General features: G+C 63.9%; 16 protein-coding genes. 9 read left to right on the top strand and 7 right to left on the bottom strand.

The window, feature by feature from the left end; translation table 11 throughout:
* Positions 1–35 precede the first annotated feature (35 nt).
* Together OIK40_RS02285 and purF are read right to left on the bottom strand one after the other, a co-directional pair.
* Entirely contained in the window at positions 36–752 is a 717-nt protein-coding gene (locus OIK40_RS02285) for an SDR family NAD(P)-dependent oxidoreductase (protein ID WP_273675832.1), read from the bottom strand.
* 5 nt (positions 753–757) lie between these two features.
* Positions 758–2,245 carry an amidophosphoribosyltransferase gene (gene purF, locus OIK40_RS02280; protein WP_273675831.1) on the bottom strand — a complete coding sequence of 496 codons (1,488 nt, stop codon included), beginning with the start codon at positions 2,243–2,245 and terminating at the stop codon, positions 758–760.
* A 238-nt stretch (positions 2,246–2,483) separates the two neighbouring features.
* Between purF and OIK40_RS02275 the strand changes: the two genes are divergently transcribed.
* The 8 genes from OIK40_RS02275 (at position 2,484) to OIK40_RS02240 (ending at position 11,612) form a co-directional block, all read left to right on the top strand.
* Positions 2,484–3,722, top strand: coding sequence for a lipoprotein-releasing ABC transporter permease subunit (locus OIK40_RS02275; RefSeq protein WP_273675829.1), 1,239 nt, complete (start codon positions 2,484–2,486; stop codon positions 3,720–3,722).
* Entirely contained in the window at positions 3,715–4,395 is a 681-nt protein-coding gene (locus OIK40_RS02270) for an ABC transporter ATP-binding protein (RefSeq protein ID WP_273675827.1), read from the top strand. The genes OIK40_RS02275 and OIK40_RS02270 overlap by 8 nt, the downstream gene beginning before the upstream one ends.
* 55 nt (positions 4,396–4,450) lie before the next feature.
* The gene (locus OIK40_RS02265; protein WP_273675825.1) at positions 4,451–4,738 is read left to right on the top strand and encodes a hypothetical protein; all 288 of its coding nucleotides are present in this window, start codon (positions 4,451–4,453) and stop codon (positions 4,736–4,738) included.
* Positions 4,739–4,762: 24 nt separating this feature from the next.
* Positions 4,763–5,242, top strand: coding sequence for a glutathione peroxidase (locus tag OIK40_RS02260; protein WP_273675824.1), 480 nt, complete (start codon positions 4,763–4,765; stop codon positions 5,240–5,242).
* A 75-nt stretch (positions 5,243–5,317) separates the two neighbouring features.
* A complete protein-coding gene (dnaE, locus tag OIK40_RS02255) occupies positions 5,318–8,926 on the top strand; it encodes a DNA polymerase III subunit alpha (RefSeq protein WP_273675822.1) in 3,609 nt (1,202 codons plus the stop codon).
* 137 nt (positions 8,927–9,063) lie between these two features.
* Positions 9,064–10,671, top strand: a complete 1,608-nt coding sequence (locus OIK40_RS02250; RefSeq protein ID WP_273675820.1) for a long-chain fatty acid--CoA ligase — start codon at positions 9,064–9,066, stop codon at positions 10,669–10,671.
* 1 nt (position 10,672) lies between these two features.
* Positions 10,673–11,185, top strand: a complete 513-nt coding sequence (locus OIK40_RS02245; protein WP_374211772.1) for a GNAT family N-acetyltransferase — start codon at positions 10,673–10,675, stop codon at positions 11,183–11,185.
* Positions 11,178–11,612, top strand: a complete 435-nt coding sequence (locus tag OIK40_RS02240) for a DUF1330 domain-containing protein (RefSeq protein ID WP_273675816.1) — start codon at positions 11,178–11,180, stop codon at positions 11,610–11,612. Before OIK40_RS02245 ends, OIK40_RS02240 begins: the two co-directional genes overlap by 8 nt.
* 21 nt (positions 11,613–11,633) lie before the next feature.
* Here the strand turns inward: OIK40_RS02240 and OIK40_RS02235 are convergent, their stop codons facing one another.
* From OIK40_RS02235 to OIK40_RS02215, 5 genes are read right to left on the bottom strand one after another with little or no spacing between them, the layout of a single operon-like run.
* Positions 11,634–12,134: a YbjN domain-containing protein gene (locus OIK40_RS02235; protein ID WP_273675814.1), complete on the bottom strand. Its 501-nt coding sequence runs from the start codon at positions 12,132–12,134 to the stop codon at positions 11,634–11,636.
* Positions 12,135–12,172: 38 nt separating this feature from the next.
* Entirely contained in the window at positions 12,173–13,258 is a 1,086-nt protein-coding gene (locus OIK40_RS02230) for a PA0069 family radical SAM protein (RefSeq protein WP_273675812.1), read from the bottom strand.
* A gap of 41 nt (positions 13,259–13,299) precedes the next feature.
* A complete protein-coding gene (moaB, locus tag OIK40_RS02225) occupies positions 13,300–13,830 on the bottom strand; it encodes a molybdenum cofactor biosynthesis protein B (RefSeq protein ID WP_273675810.1) in 531 nt (176 codons plus the stop codon).
* Positions 13,830–15,611: a lytic transglycosylase domain-containing protein gene (locus tag OIK40_RS02220; RefSeq protein ID WP_273675809.1), complete on the bottom strand. Its 1,782-nt coding sequence runs from the start codon at positions 15,609–15,611 to the stop codon at positions 13,830–13,832. Before OIK40_RS02220 ends, moaB begins: the two co-directional genes overlap by 1 nt.
* Positions 15,584–16,378, bottom strand: a complete 795-nt coding sequence (locus OIK40_RS02215; protein ID WP_273675807.1) for a uracil-DNA glycosylase family protein — start codon at positions 16,376–16,378, stop codon at positions 15,584–15,586. The genes OIK40_RS02220 and OIK40_RS02215 overlap by 28 nt, the downstream gene beginning before the upstream one ends.
* Positions 16,379–16,502: 124 nt before the next feature.
* On the opposite strand from OIK40_RS02215, the gene OIK40_RS02210 reads away from it, so the two are divergent.
* On the top strand, positions 16,503–18,152 hold the full coding sequence (locus OIK40_RS02210; protein WP_273675805.1) for an electron transfer flavoprotein-ubiquinone oxidoreductase: 1,650 nt from the start codon (positions 16,503–16,505) through the stop codon (positions 18,150–18,152).
* Positions 18,153–18,184: the final 32 nt, after the last annotated feature.

Genomic DNA, 18,184 nt, shown 5'->3' with positions numbered 1-18,184 from the left:
GCGATGGTTACCGCGTCGGTAACCTCGGCGTTTCGTCAGTCGATGCGCTCGCGGTGGAGATCGTCGAAGCCTTCGGCGAGCAGCGCGACGATACGTTCGGCCACCACCTCAGGAGCCTTCAACGTCGCCGGGTCTTCGCCCGGATAGGCGCGCTTGCGCATTTCGGTGCGGGTTGCGCCCGGATCGATGATCGCGACGCGCAGCGGGCTCAGCCGTTCGACTTCGGCAGCGTAGGTTTCGAGCAAGTTGTCGAACGCTGCCTTGGTCGCGCCATAGGCCCCCCAATAGGGGCGCGGCGCGGCGCCGACGCTGCTGGTCAGGCCGATGATCCGGCCTGCCTCGGCGCGGCGCAGCATCGGGTCGAAAGCGGCGATCAGCGCCTGCGTGGCGACCACGTTGGTCAGCAATGCCTGATTGAACTGCTTGGGTTCGATCTGCGATGCCGGGGTCAGTTCGGGCAGGAACGCGGCCGAAAGGACCATGATGTCGAGCGTGGTCCAGCGTCCGGCAATCGCTGCGGCAAGGCGCGGGACAGCGTCGGGTTCGGTCAGGTCGAGCGGGGCGATGGTCGATGTGCCGCCGGCGGCGTGGATCGCGTCCTCGACTTCTTCGAGCGTCTTGACCTTGCGCGCGACGAGGATCACATGCGCGCCCGCTTCGGCTAGCGCCTTGGCGGTGGCGGCGCCGATGCCGCGGCTTGCGCCGGTGACAAGCGCGGTGCGCCCGGAAAGCGGTTTCACATTTTCGGTCATGTCAATTACGCGGCCTTGGGGTCAGCGAAGGGAAGCTCGGCGGATTTCTGCTCGGTCTGCGCAAGGTCGGTCAGCGATGTCGGATAATCGCCGGTGAAGCAGGCGTCGCAGAATTGCGGACGCACGGCATCGCGGCCTTCATGGCCGACCGCACGATACAACCCGTCGATCGAGATGAAGGCGAGGCTGTCGGCCTTGATGAACTGGCGCATCGGTTCCAGCTCCATGCGCGCGGCGAGCAGCTTGGAGCGTTCGGGCGTATCCACGCCGTAGAAACAGGAATGCGCGGTCGGCGGGCTGGCGACGCGGAAATGCACCTCGGCAGCGCCTGCTTCGCGCATCATCTCGACGATCTTCAGCGACGTGGTGCCGCGCACGATCGAATCGTCGATCAGCACGATACGCTTGCCTTCGACCAGCGAACGGTTGGCATTGTGCTTGCGCTTCACCGAGGAATGGCGCGCGCCGTCGGAAGGCTGGATGAAAGTGCGCCCGACATAGTGCGAACGGATGATGCCCAGTTCGAAAGGAATGCCCGATTGCTGGGCGAACCCGATTGCGGCGGGAACACCGCTGTCGGGCACCGGCACCACCAGATCGGCCTCGCACGGGGCCTCAAGCGCCAGTTGCGCCCCGATCGCCTTGCGCGCTTCGTAGACTGAACGGCCAGCGAACACGGAATCGGGGCGGCTGAAATAGACATGTTCGAAGATGCAGGGACGCGGGGACGGGTTGCCGAAGGGGCGGACCGACCGGATTTCACCCGAGAAATCGACCAGCACCAACTCGCCCGGCTCGACTTCGCGGATCACCTCGGCCCCGACCACGTCGAAAGCGACGGTTTCGGAGGCGAACAGGATGCTTTCGCCCATCCGGCCCATCACCAGCGGACGGATGCCGAGCGGATCGCGACAGGCGATCATGCCTTCGGGCGTCATCACGATCAGCGCATAGGCACCCTCGACCAGCCGCAGCGCGTCCACCAGCCTGTCGGCGATGGTGGGATAGCGGCTGGTGGCGACGAGGTGGATGATCACCTCGGTATCCGAGGTCGACTGGAAGATCGAACCCTTGCCGACCAGATCGGCGCGCAGCATCATCGCGTTGGAGATATTGCCGTTATGCGCGACCGCGAAGCCGCCGCTGGCAAGATCGGCATAAAGCGGCTGCACGTTGCGCAGGCCCGATCCGCCGGTGGTGGAATAGCGCACGTGGCCAGCCGCCATGTGACCCGGCAATTCGGCGATCGCTTCGGGAGAGGAGAAATTCTCCGCCACGTGGCCCAGCCCGCGGCGAACGAAGAATTCCTTGCCGTCCCAGCTGACGATTCCCGCGGCTTCCTGCCCGCGATGCTGCAATGCATGCAGGCCAAGCGCGGTCGCGGCCGAAGCGTCGGCGGCATTGATCGCGCCGAAAATTCCGCATTCCTCCCGCAGCTTGTCGCCATCTGCGTCAAGGAAGGGGTGGGTCACATTGAGGGGTGTCATCGGCATCACCAGACCTGTCCGCGGCTGCTCTATCCGGGGCGCAGGGCTCCAATGGCGATGTGACGGATCAATTACAAGGGAAAGCGCACCTGCGATGCCCGCCTTTTTGCTAACCGCGATATGACAGCATCGGCGTGGCGGTGCGCTGTTCTGGGTGGGGGACATTGATCCGGCACGGGATTGCGGCGATCCCGCGCGGCCACTACAGCCTGCGTTCATCTAGGACAGGCCAGCCCGCACACCCATGCTTTCCCCTTTCGAATGGATGATCGCCAAGCGTTACCTCTGGCCCGGCAAGGGCGAGGCTTTCATTGCATTGGTCGCCGGGATTTCGGTCGGGGTCGTGATGCTCTCGGTCGCGATGCTGGTGATCGTGATGAGCGTGATGAACGGCTTCCGCGCCGAATTGCTCGACAAGATCGTGGGGCTCAACGGCCACGCCATCGTCCAGGCCTATGGCGGACGGTTGGAGAACTGGGAGGGCATTCTCGAAAAGGTCGAGAATACGCCCGGCGTGACGGCTGCATCGCCGCTGATCGAACAGCCGCTGCTGATCAGCTTTGGTGGGCGGGTAGAGGCGATCTTCCTGCGCGGCGAGACTGACGAGGATGTGGCAAATCTGGCCGACAAGGTGGTGATTGGCGACATTGCCGCGCTCGGCGGCGGTTCGGAACGGGTGGCGATCGGCACGCGGCTGGCGCAGAACCTCGGCATCCGCGTCGGCGACACCATCACGATCATCAACCCGCAGGGCCGCTCGACCCCCTTCGGCACCTCGATTCGTCAGGTGCCCTACGAGGTCGCAGCGATCTTCGAGGTCGGCATCTACGATTATGACGAGAAATTCGTCGTCCTGCCGATCAAGGACGCACAGACGTTGCTGCTGATGGGCGATTCCATCGGGATGATCGAAGTCACCGTGGAGGATCCGGACAAGGTCGGCGATATCCTGCGTCCGGTTTCCGAGGAACTCGCCGGGCAGGCCGTGGTGGCCGACTGGAAGACGATCAATTCCGCGCTGTTCGAAGCCTTGCAGGTGGAACGCGTGGCGATGTTTTTCGCGCTTTCCTTCATGGTGCTGGTCGCCGCGTTCAATATCCTTTCAAGCCTTGTGATGCTGGTGCGCGCCAAGACCCGCGACATCGCGATCATGCGCACGATGGGCGCAACGCGGCGCAGCCTGCTGAAGATTTTCGTCACCACCGGCACCACCGTGGGCGCGATCGGGACGATGGCGGGACTCGCGCTCGGCTCTGTCGTCCTGTTCTTCCGCGAACCGATCGTCGGGTTCATCGCGGCGGTGACGGGGCAGGAAATCTGGGACCCGGAAGTGCGGTTCCTGTCAACGCTGCCTTCGCGCACCGATCCGTGGGAGATCCTCGGCATCGTGATGCTGGCGCTGGTGATGAGCTTCCTGGCGACGCTCTATCCGGCGTTCAAGGCGGCCAATACCGATCCGGTTCAGGTGCTGCGCTATGAGTGACGCGTCCCCTATCGTCAGCCTCAAAGGCCTGAAGCGGTCGTTCGAACAGGGCGGGCAGCGCATCGACGTGCTGCGGGGGGTCAACCTAGACATCATGCCGGGCGAGATCGTGGCGCTGCTGGGGCCTTCGGGTTCGGGCAAGTCGACGCTGCTGCAGGCCGTTGGCCTGCTTGAAGGCGGGTTCGAAGGTTCGATCGCCATCGCCGGGGTGCAGGCCGAAGATCTGCCGGGCGACGAGCGCACCCGGCTGCGGCGCGACCATCTCGGTTTCGTCTACCAGTTCCACCATCTGCTGCCCGATTTCGACGCGCGCGAGAATGTGGTGATGCCGCAGATGATCCGCGGCGTGGCCCGCAGCGAGGCCGAAGCGCGGGCCGACAGTCTGCTTTCGAGCCTCGGCCTAGGGGAACGGCTGACCCATCGCCCCAGCCAGCTTTCGGGTGGGGAGCAACAGCGCGTCGCAGTTGCCCGCGCGCTCGCCAACCGGCCGACGCTGGTGCTGGCAGACGAGCCGACCGGCAATCTGGACGAGACGACTTCGGACACCGTGCTGGCGCAGTTCCTCGATCTGGTGCGGGGCGAGGGCAGTGCGGCGCTGGTCGCCACGCATAATGAACGGCTGGCGGCGCGGATGGACCGCGTGGTGCGCCTGCACGAAGGCGTGCTGACCTAGCGATCCGGCCCGGTCGTTCCCATATTGGTGGTGCTGACCAGAGGAGGATCCGATCATGTCCGACCATCCGAGCACCTTCCGGGGCGAAACCGGCGATACCGGCACCACCGCTTGGGACGATCGCGCGTCGCTTCATGCCGCCGATGACAGTGGCGGCGTTCTGGACGGGGGCAGCGCCTTGCAGCGCGGGACCTTCGCCGAAATGATCCGTCACCTTGCCGCTTTGCCTCAAGAGACTCGCCAGCGCTATGTCATCGCCAAGGCGGGCGACCGGCGTTATTCGGCGGATGAGGCAATGGCGCTTGCCTCGCGCCCCGATTTTCCCGCACAAGACGCAGGATAGATCGACCGACCAGCGAGGGACCGCATGACCACGATTGCCGATTTCACCGTTACCACCAACCGCGGGCAGGAGCTCGCGCTTGAGGAGAAGCTCGGCAAGGTGCTGCTGGTGGTCAACACCGCCAGCAAGTGCGGCTTTACCCCGCAATATGACGGGCTGGAGAAGCTTTACCAGCAGTTCAAGGACAAGGATTTCGAAGTGCTGGGCTTCCCCTGCAACCAGTTTGGTGCGCAGGAACCGGGCAATGCCGACGAGATCGCCGAATTCTGCAAGGTCAATTTCGGCGTCACCTTCCCGCTGATGGCAAAGGTTGAAGTGAACGGCGCCAATGCATCGCCTCTGTTCGACTGGATGAAGAAGGAAGCCAAGGGGCTGATGGGATCGACCTCGATCAAATGGAACTTCACCAAGTTCCTGATCGACCGCGAAGGCAATGTCGTGAAGCGTTACGGCCCGCAGGACACGCCCGCCAGCATCGCGAGGGATATCGAGAAGCTGCTATAGTTTTTCCGGCCCCTGTGGAGAAATTAAGGCGGGCGGGCGCTTCCGGAATCGGCGCAAATTCCTAAACTGCGCGCCATGGCTTTCGCTCCCTTCGTTCCCCTGCGCGTGCTGTCATCCTACTCGATGCTCGAAGGGGCGATCGATCCGAAGGCGATTGCCAAGCTGGCGAAAGAACGCGGCTTTCCCGCCATCGCTATCTGCGACCGCAACGGGCTTTACGGCATTATGGCCTTTGCCTCCGCCTGCAAGGCGGAAGGGGTGCAGCCGATTATCGGCACGCTGCTGGGCGTCGCGCGCGAAGGCGTGGAAGGATCGGGTGCGCGCGCAATCGACTACCTGCCGCTCTTTGCGCAGGACGACGATGGCTACGGCAATCTGTGCCACCTCGTCAGCAAGGCGCATCTCGACCGCCCGCTTGAGCTGGAACCCCACGTCACGCTCCCCGATCTCGAAGGGCATACCGGCGGGCTGATCGCGCTGACTGGCGCGGGCGAGGGCGGGCTGACGCGTCTGCTGGCCGAAGGACAACACGAAGCCGCGGCAAGGCTTTGCGATACGCTTGAACGGCTGTTTCCGTCGCGGCTCTATGTCGAAATCGCGCGCAACGGCGATACGGCAAGCGAACGTGCCGAAGCGGCGCTGATTGATCTCGCCTATGCCCGCGATCTGCCGATGGTCGCCACCAATCCGGCCAATTTTGCCGAGCCGCACGAATACAGGGCGCATGACGCGATGCTCTGTATCGCCCATTCGACCCAGATCGATGCCGAGGATCGCCCGCGTTCCAACCCGCAGGCCTTCGTCAAATCGGCGACGATGATGGAGGAGCTGTTCGCCGATCTGCCCGAAGGGCTGGCGAACTCTCTCGTCATCGCCCAGCGGTGCGCCTTTGCGCCGCCCTATCGCAAGCCGATCCTGCCGAGCCTTGCGGGCGATCTTGCAGGCGAGGCGCGGATGCTGGCCGAGGATTCGCGGCTGGGCCTCGTCGCGCGGCTGTCGCCTTATTATCCCGAAACCTGCCATGCCGAACTGCACGAGGCGCTGCACTTCACCTCCGCCGACGCATTGGCCGAGGCTGAAGCCTCCTTCGCCGCGCTGCGCGAGGCCGGGGTGTTCGCCGAAGTGCTGGAATACAAACGCAGGCTCGAATTCGAGATCGATGTGATCGTGAAGATGGGTTTTCCCGGTTACTTCCTGATCGTTGCCGACTTCATCAAATGGGCCAAGGATCAGGGCATTCCGGTGGGGCCGGGGCGCGGTTCGGGCGCGGGTTCGGCGGTCGCTTGGGCGCTGACCATCACCGATCTCGATCCGATCCGGCTTGGGCTGCTGTTCGAACGCTTCCTCAATCCCGAACGCGTGTCGATGCCCGACTTCGATATCGACTTCTGCGAAACCCGGCGCGGCGAGGTGATCCGTTACGTCCAGCGCAAATATGGCGGCGATCACGTCGCGCAGATCATCACCTTCGGCAAGCTGAAGGCGCGTGCGGTGCTGCGCGATTGCGGGCGCATTTTGCAGATGAGCTACGGGCAGGTGGACCGGCTCTGCAAGATGGTGCCCAACCACCCGACCGATCCGTGGACGCTGCCGCGCGCGCTGAACGGCGCTGCCGATTTCAAGCGCGAATACGACAATGATAACGAGGTGAAGCGCCTCGTCGATCTGGCGATGCAGCTTGAAGGCCTGCCGCGCAATTCATCGACCCACGCGGCGGGCGTGGTGATCGGGGATCGCCCGCTGGCCGAGCTGGTGCCGCTCTACCGCGATCCGCGTTCGGACATGCCGGTGACGCAGTTCGACATGAAGCACGTCGAAAGCTCCGGCCTGGTCAAGTTCGACTTTCTCGGTCTGAAAACGCTTTCGGTGCTGCGCAAGGCGGTCGATCTGCTGGGCAAGCGCGGCATCGCGATCGATCTGGGCGCTTTGGCGCTCGATGATCCGGCGGTCTATGATCTGATGAAGGCGGGTAACACTGTCGGCGTGTTCCAGCTGGAATCGGAAGGCATGCGGCGCACGCTGAAGGCAGTGAAGCCGACCAATTTCGGCGACATCATCGCGCTCGTCTCGCTCTATCGCCCGGGTCCGATGGACAACATCCCGCTGTTCGGCCAGCGCAAGGCGGGGCTTGTGCCGATCGAATATCCGCACCCCAAACTCGAAGGTATCCTCGCCGAGACCTACGGCATCTTCGTTTATCAGGAACAGGTGATGCAGGCCGCGCAGGTGCTGGCCGGTTACTCGCTCGGAGACGCTGACCTCTTGCGCCGCGCGATGGGCAAGAAGGTGCAGGCCGAGATGGACGCGCAGCGCGGGCGGTTCGTCGAAGGCTGCAAGGAGGTGTCCGGCATCGATGCCAAGCGCGCCAACGAACTGTTCGATTTGATCGACAAATTCGCAGGCTACGGCTTCAACAAGTCGCACGCCGCCGCCTACGCGCTGCTTGCCTACCAGACCGGTTGGATGAAGGCGCATTATCCGGAAGAATTCTACGCTGCATCAATGTGTTTCGACATGCACCAGTCGGACAAGCTCAGCATCTTTGTCGACGATGCCCGGCGCTATCCCAACGGCGCGGGCGGGATTGCGGTGCTGCCGCCCTGCATCAACGCCTCCGAAGCCGAATTCACCGTCGAACAGACCGACGAAGGCTATGCGGTGCGTTATGCGCTGGCGGGCATTCGCAATGTCGGCGAAAAGGCGATGGACGCCATCGTCGCCGAGCGCATCGCCAACGGGCGGTTCGCCAGCCTCAAGGACTTTTTCGAACGCCTGCCGCAAGGCACGATGAACCGCCGCCAGCTTGAAGGGCTGATCTGCGCGGGCGCGCTCGACGGGCTCGATTCCGACCGCGGCCTGCTTCACGCCAATGCCGAACTGTTGCTGGCGGTGGCGGACGCGGCGATCCGCGAGCGGTCGAGCGGGCAGGCCGGACTGTTCGGCGGCGAGGACACCGCTGCCGAGGATCTGCGCCTGCAACCCGCCGAACCGTGGAGCCGCAGCGAGCTGATGGCGCGCGAGCGCGAGAATTTCGGGTTCTATTTCTCGGCGCATCCGGTCGCGCAATATCGTGAGGTCGCATCGGCCAATGGCGCGCGCACCTACCAGAGCCTGATGGAAGCGGGCGCGCCTGCGGGCGGGCGCGGGTCGGCGGTGATGGCTGTGCTGGTCGAAGGCATTACCAAGGCCCGCACGCGCAAGGGCGGCACCTTCGTGCGCGCCGATTTCTCCGACGCTTCGGGCCAGTTCTCCGCCGCCTGTTTCGAAGAAGCGCTGGTGCCACAGTTCGAACGCTGGGCCGAAGAGGGCGAGTGCCTGTTGATGACGGTCGAACTGGATTCGCCCAGTCCGGACGAACCGCCACGTCTGACAGTGCGCGGCGCGCGGCCGCTGGCAGGTGTGGTGGGCTCCACGCCGATGCAGCTCAAGGCAGATGTTTCTACCCACGAGGCATTGCTCGAACTCAAGATCGCGCTCGATGTCGAGGAAGACTGCGCTTTCGAAGGCAACGGCGAAGTGCTGGTGCGCGTCACGCTTGAAGACGGCGGGCACGCGCAGCTGCGGCTCGGACGCAGTTTCCTGCTGTCCGGCGAACTGGCCGAGCGGCTGGCCGAGGTGCCGGGCATCGCCAATGTCGAACTCGCACCGCTAAGGAGCAAGGCGAGCCTGCGCCTCGTCGCCTGATCCTTTCCATTCTGTGCGAAATCCTGCGTCCTGACGATTGCCAAGCGCGGGGGGCGAAGGCATGGATGCGCGGTGGATACATCATCACGTGGGCGGATAGGGCTGCCCGCGCGAACCATCGCAGGAGAGAGACGACAATGGCCGCAGGCAAGCTCGGGGCAATGCAGGACTGGACGATGCGGGTGACCGCGGTGATCGATCACGCCGCGCGCGAGGCGCCGACGCGCGAGATCGTTACCCGCTGGGCCGATGGCAGCGAGACCCGGACCGATTGGGCCGGAATCCGCCGCGATGCGCTGAAGATGGCGCAGGCGTTGAAAGCGCTTGGCCTGAAGCCGGGCGATAAGGTGGCGAGCCTTGCCATGAACCATTCGCGCCACCTCGTCAGCTGGTATGGCGTGGCCGGCATGGGCGGGGTGCTGCACACGGTGAACCCGCGCCTGTTCGACGACCAGCTCGAATATATCGTCAACCACGCCGAGGACCGGGTGCTGTGCTACGATGCGGCGTTCCAGCCGATCGTTGACCGGATGAAGGACCGCTGGCCCACAGTCGAACATTACATCTGCTATGATTCGGGCGAGCACGCGCCCGCGTTCGAAGACTGGATTGCCGCGCAAGACGGTGATTTCGAGTGGGTGACGGGGCCTGAAACCGATCCTTGCATGATCTGCTATACCTCCGGCACCACCGGCAATCCGAAGGGCGTGCAATACGAACACCGCTCCACGGTGATGCACGCCATGTCTGGGCTTCAGCCTGCCGCCTTCAACTTCAGCGCGGCGTCGGTGATGCTGCCGGTCGTGCCGATGTTCCACGCCGCGAGCTGGGGCCTGCCCTATGCCGGCGCGATGGCGGGGATCAAATTCGTGTTTTCTGCCGTGAATGATCCCGCGGTGCTGCACGATCTCATGCTGCGCGAAGGCGTGACCGATTCTGCCGGTGTGCCGACGGTGTGGCTGGCGCACTTCCAGTATTGCGACGCCAACGGCCTTGATCTGCCGCCGCTGAAGGCCGCCACTATCGGCGGATCGGCAGCGCCCAAGTTCATGATCGAGCGGCTGATGAAGAACGGCACCCGCGTCCAACACGCCTGGGGCATGACCGAAACATCGCCCATCGGCACGGTCGGCGGGCCGACCTGGGACTGGGACCAGCTCACGCTTGAACAGCGGATCGAAAAGACGGCGATGCAAGGCCGTCCGATCTTCGGGGTGCAGCTGCGCACCGTCGATCTCGACGATATGGCGACCGAGCTGCCGCGCGACGGTAAGACCAGCGGCGCGCTCCAGATCCGCGGGCCCTGGGTGATCAAGCGCTACTTCAAGGCCGAACAGGATGCGGTGAACAACGAGGGCTGGTTCGACACCGGCGACGTCGGTATCCTCCACCCCGACGGCACCCTGCAACTGACCGACCGCACCAAGGACGTGATTAAGTCGGGCGGTGAATGGATCAGCTCAGTCGAGCTTGAAAACGCCGCCTGCGGGCATCCCGGCGTGGCCGAAGCCGCCTGCATCGGCATTTACCACCCCAAGTGGGACGAACGTCCGGTGCTGTTCGTGGTGAAGAAGGCCGGCTCCGAAGTGACGGCGGATGACATCATCGAACACCTCAAGCCGCTGATCGCCAAGTGGTGGCTGCCCGATGCCGTCGAATTCGTCGATGACATTCCGCACACCGCCACCGGCAAGATCAGCAAGAAGGACCTGCGCGATCGGTTCGCGGACTACAAGCTTGGCTAACGTGGGAATCCGGCCTGCGCGTGACAGTGACGCGCAGGCCGTCTGCAACATTTACGCCTTCCACGTCGCGCACAGCACCGCGACTTTCGATACGGTTGCGCCCGATGTGCAGGCGTGGGCGGAAAAGATCGCCGCTGTCACCGCGCGCGGATGGCCCTTTCTTGTCGCCGTGCGCGACGGCGTGGTCGTCGGCTATTGCTATGCCACGCAGTTCCGCGACCGTGCAGCCTACGCCAAGACCTGCGAGGACAGCATCTATGTCAGCGACGAGGCGCGAGGGTATGGCATTGGCAAGCGCTTGCTCGGTAACCTGATCGACGCTGCACGCGTATCCGGGTTCGAACAGATGATCGCGGTGATTGGCGGCGGCGAACCGGCCTCGGTCGCGCTCCACAGCAAGTGCGGGTTTGTCCAGACGGGGCGGATGCGCAATGTCGGCTTCAAGTTCGGCCGCACGCTCGATACGGTCTACATGCAATGCGATCTGACAGGAAAAGGGTGGGACAATGACTGAGGTTTACATCGACCCTTCGCCGGCGAACTTCCAGTCCTTCAAGGACCTGCCGCGCAACACGCCGATCCATATGCTCAACCTGCTGCTCTATCGCGATCTGGCGGACTACCCGGAGGGCCACGAACACGCAGGCAAAGGCTGGAGCGGGCGGCGCGCCTACGAGGAATACGGCAAGACCAGCGGCCCGATCTTCAAGCGTGTGGGCGGCAGCATTATCTGGCGAGGCAAGTTCGAGACAATGGTGACGGGGCCGGAGGTGCGCGCATGGCACGACGGCTTCATCGCGCAATATCCGAATGCGGGCGCGTTCTTCGAAATGATCAAGGACCCGGATTACCAGCAGGCCGTCGTCAACCGCACCGCCGCGCTGACCGACAGCCGGTTGATCCGCTTCGCTCCCGGCGAGGCGGGCGAGGAGTTCGGGTGACCGTTCCCCTGCCGCGCAGGTTTAGGCTTCTTCTTCGGGATAGAGATAGCCGAAGAAATCGAGCACCGAGTTGAACCACAGGCCGATCTGGCGGCTGTAGTTTTCGCGCGTGATCCCGCCGTCTGAGATGATGTACATCCTGACCGAGATCGTGCCCTCGGGATCGATATAGGCGCGGCCGAAATTCTCGAGGTAATTATACTTGTTGATGGCTTCCAACACCTGATCGGGCGAGGTGCCTTCATTTGCGGTGAATGTCGCCAGCATCGAGGAACCGTAGCACTTCGTATTGGCCTGCTCGTCCTCGCACGCCAGCAGCAGGCCGTCGGCCATGACCCCGCCTTCGAAGGTGAAGTCGATCCGCTGTGAATCGGCGTTGGAGTTGATGGTCGCTCCTGCGGCACGCAGCGCCTGTTCGAAGTCGGCACGGCTGAAGGTATCAAGCGTGTCCTTGGTCTGCGCCTGTGCGGCGCCTCCGGAAAGCGCCAGCATCGCCGCCGCCGCAAGAATTATCGAACGCATGAATTCCCCTCTCCCTTGAATGACCCGCAGAGGGACTATCACAAGAGCCGCAATTGGCCATCCACTTGCGGTGCACGAAAACGCGAAGAATCGAGTTCGAAGCGGGTCTTGCCGATCCCTTTTTTCCTGCATGCCACCTTGAACCGGGTGCGCAGCAGGTCGGCCCAGACGCCTTGCGGATTGAATCGGCTGTGGAAGTTGGGATCATTGTCCCGCCCGCTGCGCATCTCGCGCACGATGTTCATCACCTTGCCCGCGCGTTCGGGGTAATGAACGCTGAGCCATTCGCGGAACAGCGGCGCGACCTCGTGGGGAAGGCGCAGGGGGATCCAGCCGACGCTTTGCACGCCAAGTTCAGCCACGCGCGCGATGATGCCTTCCATGAATTCGTCGGTAATGGCCGGAATGATCGGCGAGATCGAACAATGCACCGCCACGCCTATTTCGACGAGCTTTCCCAGTGCCATCAGTCGTTTGGCGGGCGTAGCGCATCGCGGTTCGAGCTTGGCGGACAGCACCGGATCGAGCGTTGTGACCGAAATCGCCACCGCTACCAGCTTTTCCCGCGCCATCTCTTCCAGCAAATTGGCATCCATCAGGACGCGATCGGATTTTGTGGTGATCGTGACCGGGTGACGCGCCTCCAGACAGACTTCGAGAATTGCGCGGGTAATGCGATAATCCCGCTCGATCGGCTGATAGGGGTCGGTGTTGGTGCCCAGGGCAATGGGGCGCGGCACGTAACCCTTCTTCGCCAGTGTCACGCGCAGCAGGTCTGCCGCGTTGGGTTTGGCGAACAGCCGCGTCTCGAAATCCAGCCCCGGCGAAAGGTCGTGGTAAGCGTGGGTGGGGTGGGCAAAGCAATAAATGCAGCCGTGCTCGCACCCGCGATAGGCGTTGACCGAACGATCGAAGGGGACATCGGGAGACTGGTTGAAGGTGAGGATCGACTTCGGCCGTTCCTCAGTCACCGTGGTGCGCAGATTCACCGGCGGGCCATCAAGGCTTTCGACATAATCGCGCCAGTCTCCGTCCGCCTCGCGCGTGGCGAGGCCGAAGCGGGTCGGCACCGCATCCGATTGCGCGCCGCGTCCTTTGACCGGAGAATGTTTCACGTGGAACATTTACGGAACAAATGGCATGATGCCAAGTCCCGTCGCGCCGATCAGACTTCCTTCAGGCGCGGCATCAGCTCGACGAAGTTGCAGGGCCGGTTGCGGCTGTCGAGCTGTTCGGCAAGGATCCCGTCCCACCCGTCCTTCACTGCGCCGTTCGAACCGGGAAGGGCGAAGATATAGGTGCCGCGCGCCACGACAGCGCAGGCGCGTGATTGCACGGTGCTGGTGCCGATGCTCTTGAAGCTGAGCCAGCGGAACAACTCTCCGAAGCCGGGGATGTCGCGCGCCCCGTCGATCATGGAAAGCGCTTCGGGCGTGACGTCACGCCCTGTCAGGCCGGTGCCACCGGTGCTGACGACCGCATCGATTGCCGGATCGTCGATCCAGGCGTTGAACTGCGCGGCGAGCAATGTCGCATCGTCCCTGACGATGGTGCGGGCGGCGAGGTTATGGCCCGCAGCCTTGACGCGTTCGGCCAGAATATCGCCCGACGTGTCGTCTTCGGCGGTGCGCGTGTCCGACACGGTCAGCACCGCGATATTGATCGGCTTGAACACCCGGCTTTCGTCGATTGCCATCAGGGTTCCAGTCTTGCCGAGCGCAGCGTCTGCGGTTGCGGAAATTCCGGCCAGCGTCCCTGCGCCAGCGCGCGGCGGCTTGGCGAGGGAACGCCGGCGGCGCGTTCATACATCCAGTAATTGCGCATCACGATCGCGACATAGCCACGCGTTTCCCAATAGGGGATCGATTCCATCCACAGCAGCGGATCATTCTGGTCGTTGATCTCCGAATTCCAGCGCGCCACCGGGCTGAGGCCGGCGTTATAGGCAGCCATGATCTTGGGCAGCAGCCCGCCGGTCGCTGGGGAATCACGCAGCATTTCAAGATTGCGCTGGCCGAAGCTGAGATTGACCTCGGGATCGTTCAGATCGACGTAGGACGCGCTCATATTGAGTGTCGGAGCGTGCTGCCTGACAGTGATCGGGGTGATTTGCATCAGCCCGCGCGCATTGGCGGGGCTGACCGCGTTGGCGCGGAAATTCGATTCCTGAAGCGCATGGGCGAATGCGAGCGCCGGATCGACCTGCCACCCGCCCACCGGCTGCCAACGCGCAACGGGAAAGCGCAGGGCAGGATCGCTGCTGCTGCCATAGGGCGCGTTATGCGCCATCCACAGCTGGGTGGACGGAAGGCCCAATTCGCGCGCCAGACGGGCGAGTGCGTCAAACTGGCGCGCCGGCCCAATCTGCGCTTCATGTCGCAGGACTTCATCAGCAAGGCCGGGTCGGCCGATCTCTGTCAGGGCGACAGCGATGCGGACATTGTCGCGGCGCGACAACAGCTCCCAATCCTCGCGGACGAAGGGGCGGGGCGGGGCATGGGCGGGAAGCTCAATCCCCAGCTGGTCTGCCGCGAGCATGCCATAGAGCGTTTCGGTCATCTGCGCGGCAGCGGAAAGGTGTTGTTGTGCCTGCCCCGGCTCGCGGCAACGCACTGCGGCGCGATGCGCCCAGTAATGCCCCGCGGCGGCAAGTTCGACATTCGAGGCGCGCGCAGCCGTGCGCGCAAAGGCATCGCCCGCCAGCGAACAATGCCCCAGCCGCCACGCGGCCAGCCCTTCGACCCACGCGCCTTCGGCGACCCATTCGCCGGTGCCTTCGGCAACGGTGCGCGCCAGTTCCAGCGCGGCAGCGTCATCATTTTCGATGTAATAGCTCCACGCCACCCGTTCGCGCCATTCGGCGCGGGCATCGCTGGAAAGCTGCCAATCGACTTCGGCGAGCAGGCGCTGCGCCTCAGCCGGATTGTCGGCCTTGATCGCCTCCAGGATCGCGGTGGCGGTGGCAGAGGGCATGGTGCCGTCGTTGACGGTGCGCGGCAGGATCCGCTTGGGCGCAGAAGGCTGGCGTGCGAAACCCTGCGTGCCGGGCAGCGACGGCAGGTATTCGACGCCGCGCTTGGCGCCCATCCGCACAAGTTGCTCGGCCTGCGGCAGTTCGATGCCCGCAGCGAACCACTGCGTGATCTGTTCCGCCGAAACTTTGGGGCTGTTGGCGTGGGTGTAGTACTCGGCGCGTGCGACTGCGGTCAGCAACCCGTCGGGCCGTGCGGCGAGCAGGGCTTCGACGAGGCTCCACTGCTCGGCGTCGATCGCGGCGAAAAGTTCGCGGTAGAAGCTGCGGTCTTCCTGCGAAAGCACGGCCGCGAGTGCGCGCTGTTGTTGCGCCTGCCCGTCCCAGCGCGCAACCAGATCGCCCGATTGCGCCGCCGCGCCGCCCGGCATTGACAATGCCGTAAGCGCCATCGCTGCCACCCCAAAGCGCATGCGCATCATCGAGAGGCCGACCATTCCATCCATCTCCGCCAAAACCGGGCCTTTAGCCGGGGCATATCCATCATCGCTTCGAGCGTCTCGCTCACCATGACGGGAAGCGTGCCCGAATTATGGTTGATTTCCCGTAAACCATTTGCGTCTGTCGCGCCCAGCATCGGCGTCAGCGCTGTCCCCAGCACCAGCACGCGCTGCGGTGCGGCCAGCGCGACGTGATGCGCGGTAACCGCGTCCATCCCGCCTGCGGCCAAGGCCGAAAGATCGGCCATCGGCGTATGGCAGGGCAATGCCGAGGCGATGTAGACTGCGTCTTCGTCCAACCCCGTCGCAGCGATGATATTGGCCAGCAGTCGGCCCTGTGGCCCGTCAAGCAGGCGTTCGCGGTCGCCTTCCTCCGGCTGGGGCACAAGCACCATCAATGCGGCGCCTGCCGTTCCGCGGGGGGCAATGCGGGGAAATGTGTTTGCCGTACCCAGTGCGGGGGCGGTCATCCACCAGTCGCGGAAACCGGCCAGATCGGCGGGCGGCGATTCGCCCAGCAGATCGCGCCGGGCCGGACGGGGCGGCTCGGCCGGTGATACCGGGGTGTTTCGCGCGGCAATCTGCGCCTGCTGGCTTCCCGCATCCACAGGCTTTGCGCGCGCAGCGCTCGGCGACGCTTCGGCAGCCAGCGACGTCGCATCGGCCAACCACGCCGTAGCGTCATCGGTGAAGTCGTGCGTAACCCCCGCCGCCTGCCACCAGGAAAGCGCAGCGTCGAGTTCGCGGGCAAGGGAAGGTTCGGGACGGGTCATCGGGCAGGTGCTATCCAATGCGGGTCTTGACTGTCCCGGTCCCGGTTAGCAAGTGGACGACATCAGCAATTCGCCGGAATGTGCGCCGAGCGCGTCAAAACCTAGCAAGGATCAGGAAAGCCCGATGAGCGAACGTGAATCAATGCCATGCGATGTCGTGATTGTCGGTGGCGGCGTAGCAGGGCTGGCCGCGGCGATCAGGCTAAAGCAGATCAACGCCGAACTCGAAGTGATCGTGCTGGAGAAAGGCTCGGAAGTCGGCGCGCATATTCTCTCGGGCGCGGTGGTCGATCCCAAGTCGCTTGATGAACTGCTGCCCGAATGGCGCGACATGGGCTGCCCGATGGCGCAGACCCCGGTGACCGATAACTGGCACTGGGTGCTGTCCAAAACCGGCAAGACCTCGATGCCGCACGCGATCATGCCGCCGCTGATGAGCAACCATGGCTGCTACACCGGATCGCTCGGCAATCTGGCGCGCTGGCTGGCCGAGCAGGCCGAAGGTCTGGGCGTGATGGTTTTCCCCGGCTTCCCCGCGGCCGAAGTGATGATCGATGATGAAGGCCGCGTTGCCGGTGTCATCACGCAGGACATGGGCGTTGCCGCCGATGGCAGTCACAAGGGCGATTACCAGCCGGGCATGGAAATCCACGCCAAGTATACCCTGTTTGCCGAAGGCGCACGCGGCCACCTGACCAAGCGCATGAAGGCGATGTTCGACCTTGAGGCCAATTGCCAGCCGCAGGTCTACGGCCTTGGCATCAAGGAACTGTGGGACATTGATCCCAAGAAGCACAAGCCGGGCCGGGTGATCCACACCCAGGGCTGGCCGCTCACCGAAAGCGATAGCTGGGGCGGGGGCTTCCTCTACCACCAGGCCAACGGGCAGGTGGCGCTCGGCTTCGTCACGGCGCTCGATTACAAGAACCCCTGGGTCTCGCCCTATCAGGAATTCCAGCGCTGGAAGCAGCACCCTGCGATCCGCGAGTACCTCGAAGGCGGCAAGCGCGTCAGCTACGGCGCCCGGGCGATCAACGAGGGCGGGTGGCAGTCGGTGCCCAAGCTTGCATTCCCCGGCGGGGCGCTGATCGGCTGCGCGGCGGGCTTCGTCAACGTGCCGCGCATCAAGGGCAGCCACACCGCGATGAAGAGCGGGATGCTGGCGGCGGAAAGCATCGCGGCGGCGATTGCGGCGGGCAACGAGAAGACTGAACTCGCCGATTACGACGCGGCAGTGCGTTCGAGCTGGATCGCGACCGAACTCAAGCTCGTCCAGAACGCCCAGCCGGCGGTTGCCAAGTATGGCGGCGATATCGGCACGGCGCTCGCGGGAATCGACATGTGGATGCGCACGCTCAAGATCGGGCTTCCCATCAGCATGAAGCACAAGCCGGACTACACCTATACCGGCCGCGCCGATCTTTACCCGAAGATCGACTACCCCAAGCCCGACGGGGTGATCAGCTTCGACCGCCTGACAAACGTCGCCTATAGCTACACCAACCATGCCGAGGACCAGCCGGTGCACCTGCAGGTGGCCGACCTTGGCTTGCAGAAGGACAGCGAGTTGGCGGTGTTCGGCGGCCCCTCGGCGCGTTACTGCCCGGCGGGGGTCTACGAATGGCTCACAGATGAGAAGACCGGCGAGCCTAAGTTCCAGATCAACTCGCAGAACTGCGTCCACTGCAAGACCTGCGACATCAAGGACCCCAACCAGAACATCAACTGGGTAACGCCCGAAGGTGGCGGCGGGCCGAACTATCCGAATATGTGAGGTTGCAGGGCGGCATGTTTTCCATTGAGCGA

Origin of the sequence: Erythrobacter fulvus, from assembly GCF_028595285.1 — a bacterium.
Lineage (GTDB): Bacteria > Pseudomonadota > Alphaproteobacteria > Sphingomonadales > Sphingomonadaceae > Erythrobacter > Erythrobacter fulvus.
Note: the sequence above shows the minus strand (reverse complement) of the source record. Positions and strands in the feature narration are given on the sequence as shown.